The organism is Sphingomonas sp., assembly GCF_017744835.1.
Classification (GTDB): domain Bacteria; phylum Pseudomonadota; class Alphaproteobacteria; order Sphingomonadales; family Sphingomonadaceae; genus Sphingomonas.
Genome location: NZ_JAGIAM010000006.1, coordinates 176,402 through 198,683, shown reverse-complemented (window position 1 = coordinate 198,683; position 22,282 = coordinate 176,402). Strand labels below are relative to the sequence as shown.

Annotated in this window: 19 protein-coding genes; 4 read left to right on the top strand and 15 right to left on the bottom strand. The window is 68.5% G+C overall.

Annotated elements, in window-relative coordinates; translation table 11 throughout:
- Window positions 1-19 precede the first annotated feature (19 nt).
- Window positions 20-604, bottom strand: a complete 585-nt coding sequence (locus J7500_RS16875; protein ID WP_294063156.1) for a CHAP domain-containing protein — start codon at window positions 602-604, stop codon at window positions 20-22.
- Window positions 605-1,020: 416 nt separating this feature from the next.
- Between J7500_RS16875 and J7500_RS16870 the strand changes: the two genes are divergently transcribed.
- Complete coding sequence (locus tag J7500_RS16870; RefSeq protein ID WP_294063154.1) at window positions 1,021-1,572, top strand: hypothetical protein; 552 nt, start codon at window positions 1,021-1,023, stop codon at window positions 1,570-1,572.
- Between the two features lie 36 nt (window positions 1,573-1,608).
- Here the strand turns inward: J7500_RS16870 and J7500_RS16865 are convergent, their stop codons facing one another.
- From J7500_RS16865 to J7500_RS16840, 6 genes are read right to left on the bottom strand one after another with little or no spacing between them, the layout of a single operon-like run.
- The gene (locus tag J7500_RS16865; RefSeq protein WP_294063153.1) at window positions 1,609-2,340 is read right to left on the bottom strand and encodes an extensin family protein; all 732 of its coding nucleotides are present in this window, start codon (window positions 2,338-2,340) and stop codon (window positions 1,609-1,611) included.
- On the bottom strand, window positions 2,337-3,083 hold the full coding sequence (locus tag J7500_RS16860; protein ID WP_294063152.1) for an NUDIX domain-containing protein: 747 nt from the start codon (window positions 3,081-3,083) through the stop codon (window positions 2,337-2,339). Before J7500_RS16860 ends, J7500_RS16865 begins: the two co-directional genes overlap by 4 nt.
- 30 nt (window positions 3,084-3,113) lie before the next feature.
- On the bottom strand, window positions 3,114-4,139 hold the full coding sequence (locus tag J7500_RS16855) for an SMP-30/gluconolactonase/LRE family protein (protein WP_294063151.1): 1,026 nt from the start codon (window positions 4,137-4,139) through the stop codon (window positions 3,114-3,116).
- Between the two features lie 11 nt (window positions 4,140-4,150).
- On the bottom strand, window positions 4,151-5,497 hold the full coding sequence (locus tag J7500_RS16850) for a gluconate:H+ symporter (RefSeq protein WP_294063150.1): 1,347 nt from the start codon (window positions 5,495-5,497) through the stop codon (window positions 4,151-4,153).
- Window positions 5,494-7,770 carry a glycoside hydrolase family 3 N-terminal domain-containing protein gene (locus J7500_RS16845; RefSeq protein WP_294063149.1) on the bottom strand — a complete coding sequence of 759 codons (2,277 nt, stop codon included), beginning with the start codon at window positions 7,768-7,770 and terminating at the stop codon, window positions 5,494-5,496. Before J7500_RS16845 ends, J7500_RS16850 begins: the two co-directional genes overlap by 4 nt.
- Window positions 7,767-8,885, bottom strand: a complete 1,119-nt coding sequence (locus J7500_RS16840) for a Gfo/Idh/MocA family oxidoreductase (RefSeq protein ID WP_294063148.1) — start codon at window positions 8,883-8,885, stop codon at window positions 7,767-7,769. The genes J7500_RS16845 and J7500_RS16840 overlap by 4 nt, the downstream gene beginning before the upstream one ends.
- Before the next feature lie 142 nt (window positions 8,886-9,027).
- On the opposite strand from J7500_RS16840, the gene J7500_RS16835 reads away from it, so the two are divergent.
- Window positions 9,028-11,526 (top strand): glycosyl hydrolase 115 family protein, encoded by a 2,499-nt coding sequence (locus J7500_RS16835; protein ID WP_294063147.1) that lies wholly within the window; start codon window positions 9,028-9,030, stop codon window positions 11,524-11,526.
- Window positions 11,527-11,956: 430 nt separating this feature from the next.
- Here J7500_RS16835 and J7500_RS16830 read toward each other — a convergent pair whose 3' ends face one another.
- Both J7500_RS16830 and J7500_RS16825 read right to left on the bottom strand, forming a co-directional pair.
- A complete protein-coding gene (locus J7500_RS16830) occupies window positions 11,957-13,291 on the bottom strand; it encodes an ATP-binding protein (protein ID WP_294063146.1) in 1,335 nt (444 codons plus the stop codon).
- Window positions 13,288-14,004: a response regulator gene (locus J7500_RS16825; protein ID WP_294063144.1), complete on the bottom strand. Its 717-nt coding sequence runs from the start codon at window positions 14,002-14,004 to the stop codon at window positions 13,288-13,290. Before J7500_RS16825 ends, J7500_RS16830 begins: the two co-directional genes overlap by 4 nt.
- A 139-nt stretch (window positions 14,005-14,143) precedes the next feature.
- Between J7500_RS16825 and J7500_RS16820 the strand changes: the two genes are divergently transcribed.
- Window positions 14,144-14,539: a hypothetical protein gene (locus J7500_RS16820; RefSeq protein ID WP_294063143.1), complete on the top strand. Its 396-nt coding sequence runs from the start codon at window positions 14,144-14,146 to the stop codon at window positions 14,537-14,539.
- 167 nt (window positions 14,540-14,706) lie between these two features.
- Here the strand turns inward: J7500_RS16820 and J7500_RS16815 are convergent, their stop codons facing one another.
- Both J7500_RS16815 and J7500_RS16810 read right to left on the bottom strand, forming a co-directional pair.
- Window positions 14,707-15,882, bottom strand: a complete 1,176-nt coding sequence (locus J7500_RS16815; protein WP_294063142.1) for an MFS transporter — start codon at window positions 15,880-15,882, stop codon at window positions 14,707-14,709.
- Window positions 15,883-15,892: 10 nt separating this feature from the next.
- Window positions 15,893-16,927, bottom strand: coding sequence for an aldo/keto reductase (locus J7500_RS16810; protein ID WP_294063141.1), 1,035 nt, complete (start codon window positions 16,925-16,927; stop codon window positions 15,893-15,895).
- 87 nt (window positions 16,928-17,014) lie between these two features.
- Between J7500_RS16810 and J7500_RS16805 the strand changes: the two genes are divergently transcribed.
- Window positions 17,015-17,920 carry a LysR family transcriptional regulator gene (locus tag J7500_RS16805; RefSeq protein WP_294063140.1) on the top strand — a complete coding sequence of 302 codons (906 nt, stop codon included), beginning with the start codon at window positions 17,015-17,017 and terminating at the stop codon, window positions 17,918-17,920.
- 320 nt (window positions 17,921-18,240) lie between these two features.
- Here the strand turns inward: J7500_RS16805 and J7500_RS16800 are convergent, their stop codons facing one another.
- The 4 genes from J7500_RS16800 to J7500_RS16785 all read right to left on the bottom strand — a co-directional run bounded on the left by J7500_RS16800 (window position 18,241) and on the right by J7500_RS16785 (window position 22,227).
- Window positions 18,241-19,689: a family 43 glycosylhydrolase gene (locus J7500_RS16800; protein WP_294063139.1), complete on the bottom strand. Its 1,449-nt coding sequence runs from the start codon at window positions 19,687-19,689 to the stop codon at window positions 18,241-18,243.
- Window positions 19,690-19,697: 8 nt separating this feature from the next.
- Window positions 19,698-20,474 (bottom strand): acetylxylan esterase, encoded by a 777-nt coding sequence (locus J7500_RS16795; RefSeq protein WP_294063138.1) that lies wholly within the window; start codon window positions 20,472-20,474, stop codon window positions 19,698-19,700.
- Window positions 20,475-20,671: 197 nt separating this feature from the next.
- Window positions 20,672-21,415, bottom strand: coding sequence for a DUF6445 family protein (locus tag J7500_RS16790; protein ID WP_294063137.1), 744 nt, complete (start codon window positions 21,413-21,415; stop codon window positions 20,672-20,674).
- Between the two features lie 14 nt (window positions 21,416-21,429).
- The gene (locus J7500_RS16785; RefSeq protein WP_294063135.1) at window positions 21,430-22,227 is read right to left on the bottom strand and encodes a SapC family protein; all 798 of its coding nucleotides are present in this window, start codon (window positions 22,225-22,227) and stop codon (window positions 21,430-21,432) included.
- Window positions 22,228-22,282 lie beyond the last annotated feature (55 nt).

Below are 22,282 nucleotides of genomic sequence, written 5' to 3'. Positions count from 1 at the left end.
TTTTGAGGAGCTACCCGCCTCAGTTGGCGTGGAAGACGGTCGGGTTGATCGACATCGACGCGTAGATGACGCGCGGCTGCTGGGTGGCCGGAGCCGCCTGGGCGATCTGCGGCGCGGTCCACTGCGGCGCCTCGTCCTCCGGCGCGCCATCGGCGTAGATGAAGCCGTTGACCGGATAAGTAGTGCCGCCGAGGCCGCCCACGGGAGCGTACCACACGCGGACCTCGCTCCAGTCGCCGGCCGGCGAGACGTCGACGGCGCGGACGTCATGCTCGATGCCGCCGGGACGCGACCAGTTGGCGTGGGTGAGCAGCACCTCGCGGTCGCTCACCACCTGCGAGACGATCGCGACATGGCCGAACGGATTGTGCGACGTCTTCTTGAAAGACATGATCGCGCCTTCCTTGGGCGCATTGCCGCGCTCGTAGCGGCCCTCGGCCTGCGACCACCAGGTCCAGGCGTCGCCCCGGATCTTCACGTCGGAGGTGACACGCGCGAACTGGGCGCACTGCCAAAACATGCCCTTTGCCTGGGCAGGCATGGCAGTCGCCAGGCAAAGCGCTGCCGTCAGCGCGAAACGCGCTGCGAAACCACGAAAATTCATGCGACCCCCCGGCCGAAACCAAAGTGCGTTGAGTGTTGCTAGCCAAAACATAGAACGAAGGTACAGCCCTGCGACTCCCCGATCCGACGAACCGTTGCGACGAGCCGACGGGCTGCGGAACCGCACGAAACGGCTCAGGAATTCTCCGTAAGTATTTGGCTAAAAATGGCGTGTTCGGAGGCTTTCGAGGGCTCGCGAAGGCCGCCGAATCCGGCCCGATCGTAGCGTCGTTTCGCGCTCGTCCCCCTCGCGATTCTGTCCACAATCGGCGAATCCGTTCGTCGCAAGCTGCGTTGCGCGGCGGCGGCTTTGGGTCTCCTATAATGAACGGGGCCCAACGGCGGATTAAGCGGCACGTTAACCATCTTGTCGCATGATCCTGCCCGAGGGGATGAGCGGGCGGGAGTGACGTAGAGATGGCATCAAGGATGAAGCCGGCCGAAGGCGCTATGACGCTGGCCGAAATGAAGGAATTTGCGGGGTTCAGCGCGGCGACGCAGCGCTATATCCGGCGGGGGCTCGACATCGGGCTGGAGCGCGAGGACGCGATGGCGCGCTGGTCGCGCGACGTGGTCGAGGCCGCGAGCATCCGCGCGCAGGCGCGCATGTACGAGCGGCTGGAAGAGATCCGCGCGCTGCTGCCCGACGAGGACGACCTGAACGCAGTGGAGCCGTTCCTGGCGCCGCTGATCACGGTCACCGCGTTCGACCTCGCGCAGGGGCGGCTGACGAGCTTCTCGGCCTATCGCTTCCTGTACGAGCGGCTGATCGGCGCCGAAGTGCGGCCGTGGCTGCCTTCCGCCTTCTGCGCGGCGGCGGCGCTGCCGACGCTGCACCCGGACCTGCGGCGCAAGCTGCTCCAGTCGATCAGCGAAGCCGCGGCGACTGCCTCGGGCTGGTCGAGCCGCCAGCCGGCCTTCTTCCCCCAGTGGGTGGAGAAGGTGGACGCCCCCACGCTCCAGGACTGAAGTCGACCCCCTTCCCGCCCGCCGGGAAGGGGTAGCTCAACGGCAGGCCCGCCACCCCATCTCGCCGCGCTCGGCCTGGTCGAGATGCAAGTGATCGCGATGCGCGGCGTTGTAATCGGGCGAGAGCACGGTGGCGAAAAGCCGGCACGCCCCGTCGCGCACCTCGTGCTGGAAAGCGGCCTTGGCGCCCTCCCCCTTCCAGTCCGCCAGCACGCGGATGCGCGTCCCGTCCTTCAGCCGGAAGCCGGCCACGTCGATCGCGTCCGCAGTGGCATGCTCGCTCCAGTCGCCGATGCTGCGGCCGTACATGCGCCGGCACGAATAGCTGCCGAGGTGCTCGATCGTCGCGACCGGCTGGCCGAAATGGCGCTGGGCGGCGGGCTGGACCACGTTCCACTCCCACATCGCCAGCGCCGCCGCGACCGGGCAGGAAACGCCCAGGTTGGGCGGGCTGAAGCCGATGCTGCGCGACCCGCCGACCGTGAGCCGCACGCCATCGGAATAGCCGCAACTCTCGCCCGCCTCGACCTGGGCGAGCGGGGTGTAGCGGACTCCGGCGGCGGCGAGCAGCGCGCGGCATTGCTGGAAGTCCTGGGTGAGACCCGCGAGCTTGCGCCCGGTGAACAGGCCGATTGGCTGGCCGAGGTCGAGCCGGGTCCAGGGCAGGTCCTGCGGGCGGCTGCGCAGCAGGGCGTAGAGGATGAAAGCGAGGGCGAGCAGCGCCGCGCCGATCGCCGCGGCACGCAGCGCGCGGCGGAGCGCTTTCACGCGCGTATCGCCCGGTCGAGCCGCTCCGCAGTGACGGGATAGCCGAGGTCGTCGGGGATGCAGAGATGCTCGGCGTCCCCGCGGGTTTCGATCCAGGGGGTGATGGTGCGCACCGGATGCGCGATGGCGTCGGCAGTGGCGTCCTGGAACGACCCGAACAGCGCGAGCCGTTCGAGGTTGCGGCGGGTGGGGAAGATGATCGTCGCCTCCCCCGCGTCGGCGGCGGCGAGCACCGCGCGCGCGCTCGACCAGAAGACGCGGACATTCTCGTTGCCGTCGACCACGGGCTCTGCGCCCTCGGGCGCGCGGACGAGGTAGAAGCGCGTGTCGAACGCCTTGTGGGGCACCTTCTCGGGCAGCCAGCGGGCGAAGGGTACCAGCCGGTCAAGCGCGAGCGTGGCACCATATTCGGCGAGCAGCCCCCCGATCGGCTCGCCGGCGTAGAGGCGGCGGCGGAGCTCGGGGATGGCGTTGGGCGAGACGTCGAGCCCGACCGCGACGCCCGCCTCCTCGAGCGTCTCGCGCACGGCGGCGATCCGCGCGGCGAGATCGTCCTGGTCGCCGCCCAGCAGCTCGGCGAGGGCGCGGTCCTCGGGGTCGACTCGGCCGCCGGGGAAGACGAGCGCGCCGCCGGCGAAGGACATCGCGCGCGCCCGCTCGACCATCAGCAGCTCGGGCGGCCCCGATTCAGCCTCGCGCATGACGACGACCGTGGCGGCGGGGATGGCGGCTGGATCGGGCATGCCCCCGATATTAGGGACGCAGGGCGCCCGTCACCAGCCCGAGATCTTGAGGCGCACGCGCGCGATGCTGTCCGAGGCGGTGATGAACAGCGTGCGGCCGTCCTCGCCGAAGGCGCAGTTGGCGGCGGCCTTGCCGGGGGCGATCACGCCGAGCTGGCGGCCGTCGGGCGCGAGGATGTGGATCCCGCCGGGGCCGCTGGCGAAGAGATGGCCGCTGGCGCCGACCTCGAGCCCGTCGGGCAGGCCGGGGAGCTTCTGCGCGAGCTCGGCGCTCATGTCGCGGAAGATGCGGCTGGGCCCCTGCGGCAGGCCGTCGGCGCTGAGGCTATAGGCGAGGATGTGCGGGCGTTTCTCATCGGACATCGAGACGTAGAGCGTCTTCTGATCGGGCGAGAGGCCGATGCCGTTGGGGCGCGAGAGGCTGTCGTCGAGCAGCGCCACCTTGCCGTCGGTGCCCAAACGATAGACGCCGTTGAACGCCAGCTCCTTGAGCGGCGACTGGTCGCCCTCCTCCAGGCCATAGGGCGGATCGGTGAAGTAGATCGCGCCCGAGCGGGCGATCACCACGTCGTTGCAGCTGTTGAAGCGCTTGCCCTGGAAGCGATCGGCGAGAATCGTCTTCTTCCTGGTGGCGAGGTCGACGCGGGCGATGGCGCGGGTGCCGCTGTCGGCCATGACCAGCCGACCCCGGGCGTCGATCGCCATGCCGTTCGAGCCGGCCTCGCGCACGCCGGCGGGAATCGGCCCGCCGAGGCCCGAGGGCGAAAGGAAGGGCTTGGCCCCCTCCCCCTGCTTCCAGCGATAGGCGATGTTGGCGGGGACGTCCGAGAAGAGCAGGAAGCCGCCGTCCCTGACCCATACCGGGCCCTCGGCCCAGCGGAAGCCGCTGGCGAGCACTTCGATCGGAGTGCCGGCGTCGAGGATCGAATCGAGCTCGGGGTCGATGCGCCGGATGGTGCCCATCGTCTGCGCCGGCGCCTGCGCGCGCGCGGCGACGGCAGCGATCGGCAGCGCCGTCATTGCGCCCAGGCAGGCGCGGCGCGTCACTCGATTCATCCCTCTACTCCTCATGCGAAGGGCCAGAGGAGCAGCGCCATGCCGAAGGTGGCGAAGCCCGCGATGGTCGCGGAGATCGTCCAGCTCCGGAAGGTCTGCGCCTCGGTGAGCCCCAGATATTGCTTCACCAGCCAGAAGCCGGTGTCGTTGACGTGGCTGGCGATGGTCGCGCCCGCGCCGATCGCGACCGTCACCAGCGCGATCTTGTTGGGCGAGAGCCCCGCGGCGGCGATCAGCGGCGAGGCGAGGCCTGCGGCAGTGACCATCGACACGGTCGCCGAACCCTGCGCGACGCGCACGAAGGCGGCGAGCAGGAAGGCGAAGACCGGCACCGACACCTGCGCCGAGGCGACGGCGGCGGTGATCTGCTGGCCGGCGCCCGACTGGATCAGCACTTCCTTGTAGGCAGCGCCGGCGCCGACCACGAGCACCATCAGGCCGGCGGGTTCGAGCGCTTTCGTCATGATGTCGCCGATCGTCGCGGCGGGCACGCCGACCCGGAAGCGCAGCCAGAGGAAGACGTAGATGCAGGCGAGGATCAGCGCGGTGAACGGATGGCCGACGAAGAGCAGCGCGGTCTTGGCCGGGCCATCGGCAACCCATTGGCCGGCGACGGCGGCGAGCAGGATCAGCCCCAGCGGCACCAGCATCGCGACGAGCGCGGGGGTGAAGCCGATCGGCGCGGTCTTGGGCGCATCCTCGTCGAACATCGGCGGCGGGCCGATCTCGCCGAAGCCGGGCGCCGAGTGGAACATGCGCGCGAAAATCGGGCCGGCGAGGATCGCCGCGGGGATGCCGCAGAGCAGACCGTAGAAGGCGAGCCGGCCATAGTCGGCGCCGAGCAGCTCGGCGACGGCGACGGGCCCGGGGTGCGGCGGCAGCAGCGCGTGCATCGCCATCAGGCCGGCGAGCAGAGGCAGCGCGAAATAGGTCACGCGGCGCTCGGCACGCATCGCCAGCGTGGTGAGCAAGGGCGCCAGGATGATGAAGGCGACGTCGAAGAAGAGCGGAATGCCGACGATCACGCCGATCGCCGTCAGCGCCCAGGGCATGCGCCGCTCGCCGAACAACGCGAGCAGCCGGTGCGCGATCGCGCTCACTCCGCCGCTCGCCTCGAGCAGCCCGCCGAGCAGCGCGCCGAGGCCGATCACCACGGCGACGAAGCCCAAGGCCTCGCCGGTGCCCTTGCGGATCGCGGTCAGGACCGACTGGGGATCGGCGCCGAAGGCCAGGCCGGTGGCGAGCGCGACGATCAGCAGCGCAAGGAATGCCTGGATCTTGAAGCGCAGCACCAGCACGACGACCGCCGCGATGCTGGCGGTGACGATCGCCAGCGTATGCCAGGGCTCGCCGATCATGCGATCGTCACTAGCGTCTCGATCGAGGCCGCGGGCGTGCCGGGTGCGGGGCTGGTGAAGCCGCCGCGCACTTCGAGATTGGCACGCATCCTGATGTCCTCCGACGAGGTGCCCACCATCAGCTCGACCGTGCCCCCCGGATAGGACCAGCCGTCAGGGCTCCAATAGGCGAATTGCTGGGGATCGAGCGTGAAGGCGACGCGGCGCCGTTCGCCCGACTGGAGCGTGAGCCGCGTAAAGCCGCGCAGTTCCTTGACCGGCCGCGACACGCCGGGGACCGGCGCGCGGATGTAAAGCTGCACCACTTCGTCGGCGGCGACCCGCCCCATGTTCGCGACGGTGACCGAGACTTCGGCGCTGCCGCCCGCGTCGACCGTGCCGGGCGTCACTGCGAGGCCCGAATATTCGAACGGCGCATAGCCCAGGCCATGGCCGAAGGGGAAAAGCGCGCCGATATCAACATCGTGGTAGCGCGACGTGTCGTTCTTGAGGTCCGGATCGGCGGGGCGGCCGGTCGGGTAATGGGCATAGGGCATCGGCACCTGGCCGGTGGTGCGCGGGAAGCCGATCGGGAGGCGGCCGCCGGGCGAGACCTTGCCGGTGAGCACGTCGACGATCGCAGGGCCGCTCTCGATGCCGAGGAACCAGGTCTCGAGCACCGCGGGAATGCCGCGCAGCGCCGATTCGAGCGCGAGCGGGCGGCCGTTCATCAGGATGGCGACGATCGGCTTGCCGGTCGCCCGGACCGCGTCGATCAGCGCCTGCTGCGGCCCAGGCAGCCCGATCTGCGAATAGCTGCGCGCCTCGCCGGTATAGTCATAGTCCTCGCCCACCACGAGCAGCACGACGTCGGCGCGCTTCGCCGCCTCGACGGCCGCGGGGATACCCGAGCGATCGTCGCTGCGCGGGCGGACGCCTGGGACGAACTCGGCATCGGGCAGTGCCTTGCGCAGCGTGACGACGTCGTTCACGTCACCGCGGCCGCGCCACGAGCCGAGCGGCGAGCTGTCGTCGTCGGCAAGCGCGCCGATCAGCGCGACCCTCTTGCCCGGCGCGAGCGGAAGCAGTGCGTTTTCGTTGCGCAGGAGCACGATCGAGCGCTGCGCCGCGCGGCGTGCGGAGGCGCGGTGACGCGCCGAGGGGCTGTCGTCGCCCCGCCGCGATCCGAAGCCATAGGGCTCGTCGAACAGCCCGAGCCGCGCCTTGGCAGCGAGGATGCGCTCGACGGCCTGGTCGATCAGCGGCTCGAGCCCCGGGTCCTGCCGCACCGCCTCGCCGAGATGCTCGGCATATTCGGTGCTCGCCATCTCCATGTCAACGCCCGCGCGCAGCGCCAGCGCCGCGGCCTCGGCCGGCGTGGCGGCGACGCCGTGGTTGACCAGTTCCTTGACGGCGTTCCAGTCGCTGACGACCAGCCCCTGATAGCCCCAGCCCTGGCGCAGCAGCCCGCGCACCAGCCCCTCGTTCGCGGTCATCGGCACGCCGCCGATGTCGTTGAACGCCGTCATCATGCTGCCCACGCCCGCGCGCTGCGCGGCGGCGAAGGGCGGCAGATAGACTTCGTGGAGCGTGCGATCGGACAGGTCGGCGCTGTCATAGTCGCGGCCGGCGGCGACCGCTCCATAGCCGACGAAATGCTTGGCGCAGGCCATGACGCGCACGCCGTCGCCCAGATCGTCGGTCTGGAAGCCGCGCACCTGCGCCTCAGCCATGCGCGAGCTGAGATAGGGGTCCTCACCCGCGCCCTCGACGATGCGACCCCAGCGCGGGTCGCGCGCGACGTCGACCATCGGCGTGAAGGTCCAGTGGAGCCCCGCGGCCCAGGCCTCTTCGGCGGCGACGCGCGCGGCCTCTTCGGCCAGCTGAACGTCCCAGCTCGCCGCCAGCGCGAGCGGCACGGGCAGGATTGTGCGATAGCCGTGGATCACATCCATCGCGAAGAGCAGCGGGATGCCGAGGCGCGATTCCTCGACCGCGACCTTCTGCAGCTTCTTGAGCGGCGCGGCGCCGGCGACATGGAGGAAGGAGCCGATCTCGCCGCGGCGGACGCGGTCGAGCATCGCCGAATCGAGCTTCGAATTGAGCGCCTTCTGCCGACCGCCGGGGATCTGGGTCATCTGCCCCAGCTTCTCGGCGAGGGTCATCGCGGCGATCAGCGCCTTGATCCTGCGGCTGTGATCGCGCCGCTGGCGGCTCTCGGCCGCGACCGGAGCCCAGCTGTGCGCCGCGAGCAGCGCACCGGCGGCCAGCACTTGCCTTCGACCGAGCTTCATGCGGCGCCCAGCTTGATCGCCCGGCCCTCGCGCGCCGAACGATAGATCGCTTCGATGAGGCGCATGTCGCGCAGTCCCTCCTCGCCCGATACGATCGGCTCGCGCCCGGTCATGGCGCATTCGGCAAGATGATCGAGCTGCGCTACGAACTGGTTCTTGGCCGGCGCGGGCAGCGTGACCTGCGTGGGCTGGCCGTCCTGGCGCACCCACATCTGCTGCCCCTGATAGGGGGTCGCGGGATCGAGCCCGACCCACCCCTTGGTGCCGGTCACGCGATAGGCGTTGTGGCCCGAGCTGTAGCTCGACACGCAATCGGCGATCGCGCCCGAGGGGAAGCGCATCTGCCAGTCGATCCGGTCCTCGACCGTCTTGAAGCGCGGATCGCTGCGGTCGGTCGATTCCATCGCGCTGATCTCGACGGGTTCCTGGCCCGAGAGATAGCGCGCGGCATTGAGGCTGTAGATGCCGATGTCCATCAGCGAGCCGCCGCCCGACAGCGGCTTGTCGAGCCGCCACTGGTTGGGCTGGGCATAGAAGCCGTGCTCCGCGGTGATCAGCGTGGGGCGACCGACAACGCCGCTTTTCACCAGCTCGATCGCATGGAGATTGTAGGGCTCGAAGTGGCAACGATAGCCGATCATCAGCTTGCGGTTCGCCTTCTTCGCCGCGGCGATCATCGCCTCGCACTCGGCCGAGGAGATCGCCATCGGCTTCTCGCACAGCACATGCTTGCCGGCCTGGCTGGCGCGGATCGAATATTCGGCGTGCATCGAATTGGGCAGCACGACATAGACGAGGTCGATGTCGGGATTGTCGCGGATGCTGTCGTAATTGGCGTAGCTGTAGCGGTGCGTCTTCGGGATGCCGTATTCGGCGCCGTAGCGCTCGAGCTTCTCGGGCGTACCGCTGACGAGCGCGGTCAGGCGGGCGAACTCGCAGTCCTTGATCCGCGGCATGATCTGGCGCGTGGCGTAGTTGCCGAGGCCGACGATCGCATAGCCGAGCTTGCGCTTGGGCGCGCCCTGCGCCCAGCCGGCGCCCGGCAGCACCGCCGCAGTGAGGCCCGCGCCGATGCCGTAGAGGATCTCGCGGCGGGTCCGTTCGTCACATCCCATCAGGCGCTCCCCTCTCTCGCTTGCATCCAACCGCGGGCCGTCACGCCGCGGTTGACTCCGCGGCGCCGCTCGCCTCTTGGTAGCGCTATCACCAACGCAAGGCACTGCAAAGACCAGCGCAAGCGGGTGACGGAGACGGACTATGCACGAAGCGCGCACGCGGCGCGACAGCCTTGTCGGCACGATCATCGATTTGGCGAAGGGCCTGCTCCTCATCCCTGCGGCACTGCTTGCGACGCCCGCAACCGCGCAGGATTGCGCCGGCCCGGCAGCGGTGTGCGAGCGCGGCGGCGCGGGTGCGCTGCAGTTGATCGGCGGGGGCGCGGTGCGCGTGCTGAGCGCGGAGGACGACCAGCCGGGAGTGCGCGACGCCGCGGAGGCTCTGCGCGCGGACCTGGGGCGCGTGTCGGCCAAGGCCGCCAAGGGCGCGGGCAGCGACGCGATCCTGATCGGTACGCTCGACAGCAGCCTGATCCGGCCGCTGGTCGCCGCGGGCAAGATCGACGCGGCGGGGGTGCGCGGCCAATGGGAAAGCTTCGTCCAGCAAATCGTCGACAATCCCGCACCGGGCATCCGTCGCGCGCTGGTGATCGCGGGGAGCGACCGGCGCGGGGCGATCTTCGGCGCCTATGACCTGTCGCGGCGTATCGGCGTCTCGCCGTGGAGCTGGTGGGCCGACGTGCCGGTGCGCAAGCGCGCGCGGCTGTTCGTGCTGCCCGGCGCGCGCGTGGAGATGCCTGGCGTGAAGTATCGCGGCATCTTCCTCAACGACGAGGAGCCCGCGCTGGGCAATTGGGCGCGCGGCACCTTCGGGGGGATCAACGCCAAATTCTACGAGCGGGTGTTCGAGTTGATCCTGCGGCTCAAGGGCAATTACCTGTGGCCGGCGATGTGGGGCAAATCGCTGTGGGAGGACGATCCGGCGAGCGCGGCGCTGGCGGAGCGGATGGGGGTGGTGCTCGGCACCTCGCACCACGAGCCGATGCTGCGCGCGCATGTCGAATGGGAGCGCCACGGCAAGGGGCCGTGGGACTATACCAGGAATGCCGAAGTGCTCCGCGAGTTCTGGCGCGAGGGATTGGTGCGCAACGCCGGGCGCGAGGCGCTGGTGACGGTGGGCATGCGCGGCGACGGCGACGAGCCGATGACCCAGGGCACCGCGACCGCGCTGCTCGAGCGGATCGTCGCGGACCAGCGCAAGATCATCGAGGGGGTGACCGGCCGGCCGGCGGCGGAGACGCCACAGGTCTGGGCGCTCTACAAGGAAGTGCAGGACTATTACGACAAGGGCATGCGCGTCCCCGACGACGTGACGCTGCTCTTCTCCGACGACAATTGGGGCAACATCCGCCGCCTGCCCAAGCCGGGGGAGACGCGCGCGGGCGGGTTCGGGGTCTATTACCACTTCGACTACGTGGGCGGCCCGCGCAACTACAAGTGGCTCAACACCAACCAGATCTCGCGCACCTGGGAGCAGATGCACCTGGCGTGGAAGCATGGCGCGGACCGGCTGTGGATCGTCAATGTGGGCGACCTCAAGCCGATGGAGCTGCCGACCAGCTTCTTCCTCGACATGGCGTGGAACCCCGATGCGATGCCGCTGGAGGCGATGGCGGGATATCACAAAGCCTGGGCGGCGGAGCAGTTCGGTCCGAAACATGCTGCGGCGATCGGCGAGCTGCTCGACCTGACCACGCGCTATCTGGCGCGCCGCAAGCCCGAGCTGATCGATTCCGATACCTACAGCCTCGCCGAATGGGCGGCGCACGTCGGCGAGTTCGACGGGCTGGAGAAGCAGGCGAACGCCATTGCGGCGAAGCTGCCGGCGGAGGCGCAGGACGCCTTTTACCAGCTCGTGCTCCATCCGATCGAGGCGGGCGGAAACCTGCACCGGCTCTACCAAGCAGTGGCACTCAACCGCTATTTCGCGGGGCATGGCGACGGCCAGGCCAATGACTGGGCGGCGCGCGCAGAGAGCTATTTCGCCAAGGATGCGGAGATCCGCCGCCGCTACGAAAGCCGCGCGGGCGGCAAATGGGCCGCGATGATGAGCCAGACGCACATCGGCTACACGGGCTGGCAGCAGCCCGACAAGGACGTGATGCCGGAAGTGCGCCGCGTGCCGGCGAACGCACCGCGCACCCGGCCGCTCCCCAACACGCCGGCCGATTACGCATTGACGATCGATGCGGCGCATGCGGCGCGGTCGGTGCCGACCACCGCGGCGCAGTGGCGGGTGATCCCGGGGCTGGGCAAGACCGGCGCGGCAGTGACGCCCTGGCCGCAGATCGCGCCCTCCGCAGCGCCGGGCAAGGGGCCGCGGCTGGAGTTCGACGTGCGGCTGGACGCGGGCGGCGACTTCGCCCTGGAGGTGCTCGCCTCCCCCTCGCTCGACGTCACCGGCGGGCGCGGGCTGCGCTATGCCGTGTCGATCGACGACGCGCCGCCTCAAGTGATCGACCTGTGGGCGAACACCGGCGAGGCCGAGTGGAACCGCGCCGTGGCGGAGTCGGTGCGGCGGACGGCGAGCACCCACCGCGTGGGCGCGGCGGGGCGGCACGTGGTCAAGCTGTGGATGATCGATCCCGGCGTGGTGATCCAGCGGCTGGTGCTCAGGCCGGCGGGCAGCGCGGGGCGCTAGGGCGAATCGACATTCAGCCTAACGCGCTCCGCTCCCTTTTGGGAGGGGAGACGAATGTCATACAACCCAGGCCCCCCGCGCAAAATCTTGCCGCTTGCAAAATAGGATTTGACCTGAAACAGAACGGGAACGATCTTTCTCAATCTGAATATAATCGCGTCTCGCGCGCACACGCACATGCGCGCGCGCAGGCACGTACGCACGCGCATGCGCCCGCGTTGGGATGTCCACTTTGTCCACTTCCGTCGTGTCCACTTCCGGCATCGCGCCGCCGGATCGGCCGATGGTCAGCCCGCTCGAACCGCCGCGATAGTGTGACCCTGGTGTGACCTTTGGTCGCGCAGGATGCGGGGCGACGCTAGCGTAACGCGCTCCCCTCCCTGAAAGGAAGGGGAGATGAATGTCGATACAAGCTAGCTCTTCGGGTTGATCAGATCGGCAGCACCACGCGGGCAAGGAGCCCGCCTTCGGGGCGGTTCTCGAGCGCGACGTCGCCGCCGTGGCTGCGCGCCACGGCCCGCGCGCTCGCCAGCCCCAGGCCGAAGCCGCCCGTGTCGCGGTTGCGCGAGCGTTCGCCACGGAAGAAGGGCTCGAAGGCGCGCTCGAGGTCCTCGGGCGGCATGCCGGGGCCGTCGTCGGCGACTTCGATCACCGCATTGCCGTCGGTGCGCTGCAGCGAGACGCGGGCACCGTCGGCGTATTTGATCGCGTTGCAGACGAGGTTGTTGAGCAGCGCCTTGAGCGCGACCGGATCGCCTTCCATCACCAGCGGCCCGCCGGGCGCGAGCGTCACGGCATTGCCGCGGTCGCTCGCTTCGTCGACGACATTCTCGGCGAGCGAGCGCAGGTCGAGCGCGCGCCGCGTCTCGATCCGGCTCGAATCCCGGACATAGGAGACCGCAGCCGAGATCATCGCCTGCATCTCGCCGACATCGGCCTCGCACGCCGCGCGCACGGCTTCGGGGGCATTCTCGAGCCGGAGGTTGAGCCGCATCAGCGGGGTGCGCAGATCGTGCGCGATCGCGGCGATCACGGTGGTGCGATCGTCGACATAGCGATTGAGCCGCGCCTGCATCCGATTGAACGCCGCCGCCGCCTCGGCGATCTCGCCCGGCCCGTCGACGCGGAGCGGCGGCGCCTTGGGGTCCCGCCCCAGCCGCTCGGCCGCCTCGGCGAAGGTGCGGATCGGGCGGCCGAAGCGGCGCGCGAGCATCCAGGCGAAGGGCGCCACCGCGATCACGGAGACGACGAGCCAGACCAGCACGAACCAGCGCCAAGGCTCGAAGCTGTTGGTCGAATAGACGCGAAGCCACTGGCCGTCGGGCAGGCGCAGCGCGGCGGCGAAATCGCCGATAATCACCACGTCGCGCGCCGCCGCACGGCTCGCCGGGGGCAGCGGACGCGGGACGCTGGCGCGGTCGAACCTCTGCTCGCGCTGCATGAAGGGCGTGGGGAAGCTGATGTCGACGCGGTCGGGCGCGACGCCGAGCGCCGTGGCGATCGCCAGCTCGATACGCTCGGCGCGCGGGTTCCACGGCGAGGGCGTCACCGCCGGAGTCCGCTTCACGATGAAGCTATCCTCGCCATCCTCGCCGCGCTGCATCGCATCGGCGATCTGGCCGACGGTGAAGAGCTGCGCCGAGGGCGTCTGCGCCGCGATCAGCAGCAGCAGGTTCATGAACTGGATCACGCCCACGCAGACGAGCATGAGCACGAAGACCCGCACGAACAGCGGCGCGCGCGCCGCCCCCGTGGTCGAGGTCATGCGCGCGCGACCCGCGGGACGAACAGATAGCCTTCGTTGCGCACGGTGCGGATGATCTCGTCGCCGCTCGCGCGCAGCTTGCGGCGGAGGCGACTGACTTGGACGTCGATCGCGCGGTCATAGGCGTCCGAATCGGGCCCGCGCGCCGCCGCGAGCAGCGCCTCGCGCGAGAGCACGCGACGCGGACGCTCGATGAACACGCGCAGCACCGCGAACTCGCCATCGGTGAGCCCGACCAGCACGCCGTCGGGGTCGAACAGCTCGTGGCTGCCGAGGTCGATCTTCCAGCCGTCAAAGGTGTAGACGTCGCCGGATGCCGGCGCCTCGGCACCGCGCTTGCGCAGCGCCGCGCGCACCGTGGCGAGGATCTCGCGCGGGCTGCAAGGCTTGGGGAGGTAATGGCCGGCGCCGACCTCGAGCCCCAGGATGCGATCCTGCTCCTCGCCGAGCGCGCTGAGCATGATCACTTCGGGTCCGCCGGGTCGCGCGAGCCGGCGGCAGGCGGAAATCCCGTCCTCGCCGGGCATCATCACGTCGAGGATGACCAGATCGACCTTTGCGCGCGCGAGGACCTCGTCCATCTCCTGCGCGCTGGCCGCGGTCTCGACCTTATAGCCGCGCGCGCCAAGGCTGTTGGCGAGCAGCAGGCGGATGTCGCGGTCGTCGTCGACGACGAGCAGCGTCGCCGAATCGCTGGGGTTCGTGGTTACCATCGCATTCCTATTACGCCAGAATGCGCGGGATTTGATGCTCGGATATTTCAGCCGGACCAAGGGCTTGCCGCACGGCGGCACCGGAACACCGCTCGCGCACGCCCGTTGAACGCGCGAACCACATTCCTGGGGAAGCACCATGGCAACCAGCCGGACACGGACTTCGAACCGCAGCAGGACCAACCGCAGCCGTGCGAAGAGCGGCGGCGGCAGAGGCAAGGCGCTCGCGCTCGGCGGGCTCTCGATCGGCGCGGTGCTGGCCGCAGCCGGCGCGGCGGCGTTCGCGCTGCTGCGCAATCGCCATGGAAGCGACGGGAGCTTCGGCTCGGGCGAGCATGTGCCGACCGACCTGATGGGCGACACGCATCCGGGACCCGAGGACCGTGCCGTCGACGCCTTCCGGCCCGATCCCACGGCGCCGATCCCCGAAGGCGAGCGCGACGCCTTCCGCCCCGCGCTTGCGGGCGCCGCCGCCCCGACGCTGGTCGCGGGCCAGGCGCACGAGCACGAACGCACCGACGCCGCGCCCTCGTGAGCCGGGCGAGGTTTCGAGCGGGAGCGGCGCACCGATTGAGGCAACCGGTGCCGGAATTGCGAAGCGGGCGGCAGGAGCGAACCGACAGTCCCGCTGGCAGAGGCGGCCCCAATCGAAGGGGTGCAACGAAGAGGAGGAGCTGCACGCCCTCTCTCTTCGAGCGACCGTCAGGCGCTGCAGAACTGACCGTCGGCCACTCTGGAGACACGTCGGCTTGTGAGGACGACCGCGAGCAACCCCGCGAGCGACGTCGCGGCCCCGGCAATCGCCACGGCCGGATAGCCCAGGCCGGCAGCAATGACGCCGCCGCCGAGCGCCGCACCGAACGCATTGCCAAGGTTGAACGCGCCGATATTCACCGACGAGGCGAGGTTCGGAGCGTCGGCTGCGGCGCGCATGACCCGTACCTGCAGTGGCGGGACGAGCGCGAAGCTCGCCACCCCCCACAGGAAGATCGTCACCGCCGCGGGCGCCGCATATGGCATCATCAAAGCGAACGCCAAGAGGATCGCGGAGAGCGATGCCAGCGTGACGACCAGCGTCCGGTCCACCGAACGATCGGCGAAGCGCCCGCCCAGCCAATTGCCGACGGTCAGGCCGAGGCCGTAGAGCACGAGCATCGCCGTGATGAAGCCGAGCGACGCGTGAGTGGCGTCCCGCAGGATCGGGGTGATGTAGGTGAACACCGTGAACATCGCGCTCGATCCGATCACGGTCAGCGCCAGCGCACCGAGCACCTGGGGCCGGGCGAGTACGCGCAACTCGGCCCAGGCATCGCCGCCCGCGGGTGCCGGCAGCGCCGGCAGGGTGAACCGCAGCGCCGCCATCGTAGCGACGCCCAGCGCGGCGATCCCCCAGAAGGAAGCACGCCAGCCGAGATGCTCGCCCGCCCAGGTGGCGAGCGGCACGCCGACGACATTGGCGATCGTCAGGCCCATGAACATCGCCGCCACCGCGCTTGCACGCCTGTCCGGCGCTACAAGGCTCGCCGCCACCAGCGATCCGACGCCGAAAAACGCGCCATGGTTGAACGACGTGAGCACGCGTGCCGCCAGCAGCATGCCATAGCCGTGGGACAGTGCTGCGAGCAGATTGCCCAGCGTGAAAATGCCGGCAAGTCCGATCAGCAACGTACGGCGCGGCACGCGCCCGGTGGTGAGCGTCATCAGCGGCGCGCCGATCATCACGCCGAGCGCATAGGCGCTGATCAGCAGGCCGGCGGCGGGGATCGACACGCCAAGGTCCTGCGCGATGACGGGCAACAGGCCCATCGGCGCGAATTCGGTGACGCCGATGCCGAACGCGCCGACGGACAGCGCAATGAGACCGGGATTGAGCTTCATGGCGCGATCCTCAGACGAGCGCCGGATTGAGGCGGGCAAAGCCCTCCTGCTGGCGATAGGGCGTGTGGGGATAGGGCGGCAGCAGGTCGCTCGCCGCATCGAGCGCGGCCACCTGCGCCGGCGTCAGCGACCAACCGACCGCACCGAGATTGTCCTTCAGCTGGGTCTCGTTGCGGGCGCCGATGATCACCGATGCGACCGTGGGCCGACGCAGCAGCCAGTTGATCGCAACCTGCGGCACGCTGCGCCCCGTCTCGGCCGCGACGGCCTCGAGCGCATCGACCACGCGATAGAGATGCTCGTTGTCGACCGGCGGCGCGAATTGCTCGGTTTCATGAAGACGGCTGCCTTCCGGAACCGGACGGTCCCGACCGATCTTACCGGTCAGACGGCCCCAGCCGAGCGGGCTCCACACCAGCGCGCCGATGCCCTGGTCCGCGCCCAGCGGCATCAAATCGTGCTCATAGGCGCGGCCGATCAGCGAATAATAGACCTGGTGCGCCACCAGCCGCGCCGCGCCGAGCTTCTCCGCGGCGGCCTGCGCCTTCATCAGCTGCCAGCCGGGATAGTTGGAAACGCCCCCATAGCGGACCTTGCCCGCGGTGATCAGTTGATCGAGCGTGCCGACCAGTTCCTCGACCGGAGTCGAAGCATCGAAAGCGTGCAGCTGGAGCAGGTCGATATGATCGGTCTGCAGGCGCTTGAGCGAAGCATCCACGGCGGCGAGAAGCCGGCTTCGCGAGACGCCCCAGTCCTGCGGGCCGTCCCCCATCGGCAGGCCGGTCTTGGTCGAGATCAGCACCGCGTCGCGCCTGCCGCGGACAGCGTCGCCCAATATCTCCTCGGACGCACCGCCCGAGTAGACGTCCGCGGTATCGAACAGCGTGACGCCGGCATCCAGACAAATGTCGATCAGCCGTCGCGCTTCGGCGCTGTCGCTCTGACCCCAGGCACTGAACAAGGGCCCCTTGCCGCCGAAGGTACCGGTGCCGAAGCTCAGCGCGGGTACGCGCAAGCCGGATGCGCCGAGTTGCCGATATTCCATGCTCCACCTTTCCATCGTTATCGCAGCGCATAGATGGACGCGTGGGCCCGTCCCGGGTATCGCCAGCGAACGCGGAGGATTTTTGCAGTGGACGCAAAGCTGGCGGTGGGCGCGGACCGGGCGCGCGAGATGGCCTTGTTCGTCGCCGTCGTCGATCACGGCAGCTTTTCCGGGGCGGGGCGACTGCTCGAGTTGAGCCCGTCGGCGGTGGCGCGCGCGATCGACCGCATCGAGGGTCGGCTCGGCGTCCGGTTGTTGCTGCGCTCGACGCGAGCTCTGACGCTCACCGCCGAGGGCCAGGCCTATCTGCAGGCGGCGCGCCGGATACTCGCCGATCTCGACGACGCCGAGCAGCAGATCGCCGACCAGGGCGCGCCGCGCGGCCGGCTGCGGGTGAGCGCCGCATTGTCGCACGGCCGGCTATGCGTGGTGCCACTGCTCGGCCGGTTCGCCGCGCTCTATCCGCACATCCTCGTCGACATCGCCTTGACCGACACCCTGGTGGATGTCGCGGCCGGTCAGGCCGATGTGGCGGTGCGGTTCGGACCGTTACCCGACAGCAGCCTGACCGCGCGCAAGATCGGCGAGACCGGGCGCGTGATCGTCGCCTCGCCCGACTATCTCGCTCGGGCCGGCGTGCCGCTTGTCCCTGAGGACCTGCACAACCACAATTGCCTCAACTTCAACTTCCGCCGGGCCGAGCCGGTCTGGCCGTTCCGCCGCGCGGGCAAGGATTTCGCGATGTCGGTGCGCGGCAACATCGAAGCGAACAATGGCGAGACGCTCGGCCAACTCGCCGCGATCGGAGTGGGCATCGCGCGGGTCGGGGCGTTCAGCGTCGCAAACGAACTGGCGGACGGGCGGCTCGTGCCGATCCTCGAGGAATTCAATCCCGGTGACGTCGAGCAGATCCATGCGGTGTTCGTGGGCGGTGCGAGCACGCCTGCGCGCGTACGTGTGTTCGTCGATTTCCTGGCCGAGCATTTGCACTGAGCGCCGCGCGAAGCGGAAGTTTACGATGGCTGCACCAAGGCCCCGACGCTCGATGGCGATTTGGCTCCTGCTCCGCGTCGAGCGTGCGCTCGATCATTACGGTCAGGTCCTCACTCACGAAGCTGCCGGTACAAGTCGAGTCCTGACCTCGCCAGGCGGTCGAAGCTGAGGTCAGCACGCGCTGGAAATCACGCGCGCAGTCGAGGTCATGGCATGGTAGCCGTGAACGGAGACTGAGCTGTGCCCCATGCTCGACTGGGCTCTGGTCCTTCTTTTCGCGCATCGCCGATGTGGCATGGGCATTCGCCAACACATGACGATCACGGCAATTTGAAGCTCCAGCGCCCAGCATCGCTGGCGGGGTCGAATTTGGCCAGAGCGGGCGTGCTGCGACCCAGCGCCACAAGGGCAAGCCCCTCGTTCGCACCCGGCGCCGCCTTTGGCATGATCCGGTAGGTGCCGTCGGTGAGTTGGTCGATCCGCCAGAGCTGCCCGGGCGCGCCGGTGAAGGCGGGCACGGTCTGGAGCGTGCCTTCCGGCCCCACCGCCAATGCGCGATCGGTGCCGGCAATGACGATCTTGTAATAAGGCGCACCGAAGGCGCCGCCTGCCCCCGCTGCGGGCGTGATCGTCCATTGCTGGTGCGCGCGGATCATATAGTCGCCCAGATCCACCTCGATGTTCCCGGCCGGCCAGCTCTGCTGGTTCTCGGCGAGGCTCTGGTTCGGGATCGGGCCGACCGGATCGTCCGGCTTCGCCATGAAGCTGCGGCGCACGTCGAACGGCATGCGCACGAAATCCACCGCCAGTTCCAAGGCGCCGCCGCCGCGCTCCGACTGGATCTCGTAGGTGCCGGGCACGATATTCTCGCCCGCGACCGGCCACCCGTCCTTCCACAGCAGCGGCTGGATACCGAGCACGCTGCGCCCGCCCCGATCGAGATCGGACTCATAATGCATCGAGAATTTCTCGACGCCGTCCCCGAGATCGAGCAGGCCGAAATGCCCCGGTCCATATTGCCGCGCGCGCCCGGCCACGACCAGCTTGCCGCCGCCCTTCAGCAGCGGCACGCCCATATTGTCGACGAACGGGCCGGTCGGGTTGCGCGAACGTCCGACGCGGATGTTGTAGGAAGAATTGGGGCCGTCACAGCAGGTGCCGTGCGTGCCGAGCAGGTAATACCAGCCGTCGCGGTGCATCATCGCGGTGGCTTCCATGTCGATCGCGACGTCGACCGGTTCGCTGCCCGTCTTCCGCCCGCCCGTCGCGGGATCGAGCTCGACCATGCGGATCGAGCCGAAATAGGTTCCGTAGCTCAGCCACAGCCGGCCTTCGGCGTAGAGAAAGGCAGGATCGATCGCATCGGCGAGCTCGATGCCGTCGGTCGAAGCGACGACGCCGACGTCGTGATAGCCGAAGTCGGGCGATTTGGGGTCCAGCGAGTGGCTCCACATCACCTTGACGTTGCTGGCGTGACCACCGTTCATCCCGCCCCCGCCGACCGCATAGGCGACGTAATAGCGGTCACCGATCTTGATCACGTCCGGCGCGACGCCGCCCCCCGGCCGCTCGCCGCCGCTGTGCCACACCCAACCATCGTCGGACACGAGCCCGCCGCCGCGGGTGCCGAAGGTCCACCATTTGCCGTCGGAAAAGGTGATGGTGGAGGGATCGTGGATGAACGGCTCGCCTTCCAATTGGGCGAATGCCGTTCCGGGCAGCGCGAGCGTCAGGGCAAGCGCGGTGAACGCGAAGGGAGCAAGCTTCATGGGGTTCCTCACTTCACGTCGATGGTGATGTCGCGGATCGGCTGTCCGCTTTCATCGAGGAAGCGGACACAGAAGTCGCTCAGCCCCGGTCCGTTGATGACCGCCCCCTGCAGCACGTTGCGCCCCTTCTGCAGCGTGATCGGGCGGGAGACCACGTCGTCCATGACCATGCGCCTGTCCCCGAACAACCCCGCGGCTTCCTCGCCGTTCAGCCACCACCTGGAGGCGGAATTGGAACCGACCGCGAGGCGCACATTCCGCAACTCGCGCGGGCTATTCACGACCGTGACGGCCCAGAAGATCACGCCATAGGTCGGCTTTCCCAGCCCCTGCGCCAGTTTGAACAGCTTGACGTCGAACAGGCTGGAGTCGAGCGCATGCCAGCGAAGCTCGCCGGGGCCCCTGGCGAGCGCGCCATCGCGGGGCACCTCGCCGAACTTGCCGGGATACTGATTGGGTGCGAGCGCTTCGCGCACATAGCGGGACGTAAAGCCGGTGTTGGTGCGATTGGGCTTGGTTACCGGCTCGAGCAGCATCCAGCGGCGAAGAAAGCCGTCGGGGTCCGGCGCGATGGGACCGGTCGCCGCCTTATCGAAGTAGGGCGCCAGACCCGTAGGCGGTGGCAGCGCCTCTTCCACCATGCCTGCCGTCTGGCCCTGGGCGGACGTCGCAAGCGCCAACAAGAGGAGGGTAGCAGCGACTTGTGGCGCACGGCACCCGGTGCCCCATTTGCGAGATTTGTACCGCATGCCGCGCGGGCGCGCCGCTCGTTCGGCCATTGCCATCCCCCACTCTCCCGTCGGCGACTCGCGTGAACGGCCGCAATGTTATCGGTACCATGGAAGCTAGGTGGTGATCCGCCGATCCGTCAACCAATTGCATTTCCGACGATCCTGCGCACTCACGATATGCCCGAGGGTGCGCGCCCGCGCGCAGGTCCACGCCGGCGTCAGAATGACGCTGCAGATGTCGTCTCGAGATACTATCCTTGGAACCACGGCCTTGGCTTGAAACCTCGTGACCTCATCTGGATGCGGGAATTCACCGAAAAGCGGCCCTGCCTCGGGTCCGGATCGAATGCGAAGTCCGGCCCGATGTCGGCTGAGTGAAGCGCATTGGAGGGGTAGAGAACCAGGCGGTTGAAGGCGACTTCCGTCGATGCGATCCGCGCGAACATCTCGGTGTCGCCATTGATATAGCCACGGGTCGTCCACGGCTTTTCCCGCAGCTCCTCCTCCAGCACCGCTCGGTAACGCTCATGGCGGAACTCGGGGATCAGTTCATATCCCGTTCGGCGGTGGCGATAGAGCGAGGTGCCTGAATATTTCGGCGAGCACAGGTAATGGACGGTCGAAAAATCATTGGCGGCCGTACCGTCGATGTGCGGCATGCACTGAACCGGATCGAGATCCCCCGGTCTAGCGGTAACCACGCAAAGGTAGCTGATCGCGCTGCACAACTCGAGATCGGGAAGCCCGTATGCCTCGTTGATCGCACGGGTCAGCGCCTTGCGCAACACCTCGACATAGGATTGGGGGGCCGGCGCGCGCAGCCCCGGATACATGTCAGTCGGCGCGGAAAGCGTGCACTCCGTAGCCGCGTAGGTGACGAAATCGTCCGGCCGATCCAACAGATTGTCGATGATCAAAAGCGGCGTCCGTTCCGCGCCGACGTGCTCGACGCGAATGCAAAGATCGGGGTGCGCATCGAGCTCGAGCGAGGACACGCCTAACCTCCGCCTCAGTACGCCGGGGCCTGTGCGTTCATGCGCGCAGCTCGGGACAAGAGCTTGGGCCAGAGACCCAGGGAAAGAAGATGCGCGTAGGCAAGGCCCGGCACACCGATGTTCCGCAACTTGATGTAGACGTCGTCGGGCAGAGCGTTGAGCTTCCGCTCGGATATCCGAAGGCAGTCCTCGATCTTTTGCGAGGGCGCTTCCGTCCCGTCGGGATTGGCGCGCGGCACCCGCAACTCCATGCGTTCGAACAAGTCGTGCTGTTCGAGGATTCGAATGAGATCCCTGGTTCGCCGCGCGAGGTTCTCGAATTCATTGCACGTCTGAATGGCGTCCCTGGTGAAGCGCGAGTGCTGACCGTGTTCGAAGAAGGGAATTTCCGGTCGATCCGAGATGGTCTTGGCTGCGCGATCTATGCAGAGAACCATGCGCCCGCTGCCCCCCAAGGGATCCCTTGGCCCGTCCGTCGCGATCGGAAGAAAGGGATAGCGCCGGGCGAACGCCGGCACATAAGCTTCCGGATCCATCTCGCCGTCCTGCGCAACGAAGACGTTCACACCCGGATATGGGCCCATCAGTGCCACGGGAATCTTCGATTCGCTCGCGAATACGATGGGATAGCATAGCGCGGCGTGCTCGAACTCGTCGGCCGTGATGGGGACCGCATAGGTATCCGCCAGAAAGGCATAGGGATTCGCGCTCAGCGAGACTCCAAGCCCGCCATGATGCTCTTCGGAAAACGGCTCGAGCTGACGATAGAACAGCACGGAGCCGACGTTCACGGATAGCTGATCGGCGTTCACGAAATCCCCTCCCCTGGCGGAATTTGATCCGAACGGGCTCCGCCTTCTTTTCCCG

Coding starts and splice junctions, on each gene's coding strand:
- J7500_RS16835 (WP_294063147.1), top strand. CDS start 9,028: ATGCACGAAGCGCGCACGCGGCGCGACAGCCTTGTCGGCACGATCATC.
- J7500_RS16855 (WP_294063151.1), bottom strand. CDS start 4,139: ATGAATCGAGTGACGCGCCGCGCCTGCCTGGGCGCAATGACGGCGCTG.
- J7500_RS16830 (WP_294063146.1), bottom strand. CDS start 13,291: ATGACCTCGACCACGGGGGCGGCGCGCGCGCCGCTGTTCGTGCGGGTC.
- J7500_RS16860 (WP_294063152.1), bottom strand. CDS start 3,083: ATGCCCGATCCAGCCGCCATCCCCGCCGCCACGGTCGTCGTCATGCGC.
- J7500_RS16810 (WP_294063141.1), bottom strand. CDS start 16,927: ATGGAATATCGGCAACTCGGCGCATCCGGCTTGCGCGTACCCGCGCTG.
- J7500_RS16815 (WP_294063142.1), bottom strand. CDS start 15,882: ATGAAGCTCAATCCCGGTCTCATTGCGCTGTCCGTCGGCGCGTTCGGC.
- J7500_RS16875 (WP_294063156.1), bottom strand. CDS start 604: ATGAATTTTCGTGGTTTCGCAGCGCGTTTCGCGCTGACGGCAGCGCTT.
- J7500_RS16845 (WP_294063149.1), bottom strand. CDS start 7,770: ATGAAGCTCGGTCGAAGGCAAGTGCTGGCCGCCGGTGCGCTGCTCGCG.
- J7500_RS16820 (WP_294063143.1), top strand. CDS start 14,144: ATGGCAACCAGCCGGACACGGACTTCGAACCGCAGCAGGACCAACCGC.
- J7500_RS16825 (WP_294063144.1), bottom strand. CDS start 14,004: ATGGTAACCACGAACCCCAGCGATTCGGCGACGCTGCTCGTCGTCGAC.
- J7500_RS16850 (WP_294063150.1), bottom strand. CDS start 5,497: ATGATCGGCGAGCCCTGGCATACGCTGGCGATCGTCACCGCCAGCATC.
- J7500_RS16800 (WP_294063139.1), bottom strand. CDS start 19,689: ATGAAGCTTGCTCCCTTCGCGTTCACCGCGCTTGCCCTGACGCTCGCG.
- J7500_RS16795 (WP_294063138.1), bottom strand. CDS start 20,474: ATGGCAATGGCCGAACGAGCGGCGCGCCCGCGCGGCATGCGGTACAAA.
- J7500_RS16840 (WP_294063148.1), bottom strand. CDS start 8,885: ATGGGATGTGACGAACGGACCCGCCGCGAGATCCTCTACGGCATCGGC.
- J7500_RS16870 (WP_294063154.1), top strand. CDS start 1,021: ATGGCATCAAGGATGAAGCCGGCCGAAGGCGCTATGACGCTGGCCGAA.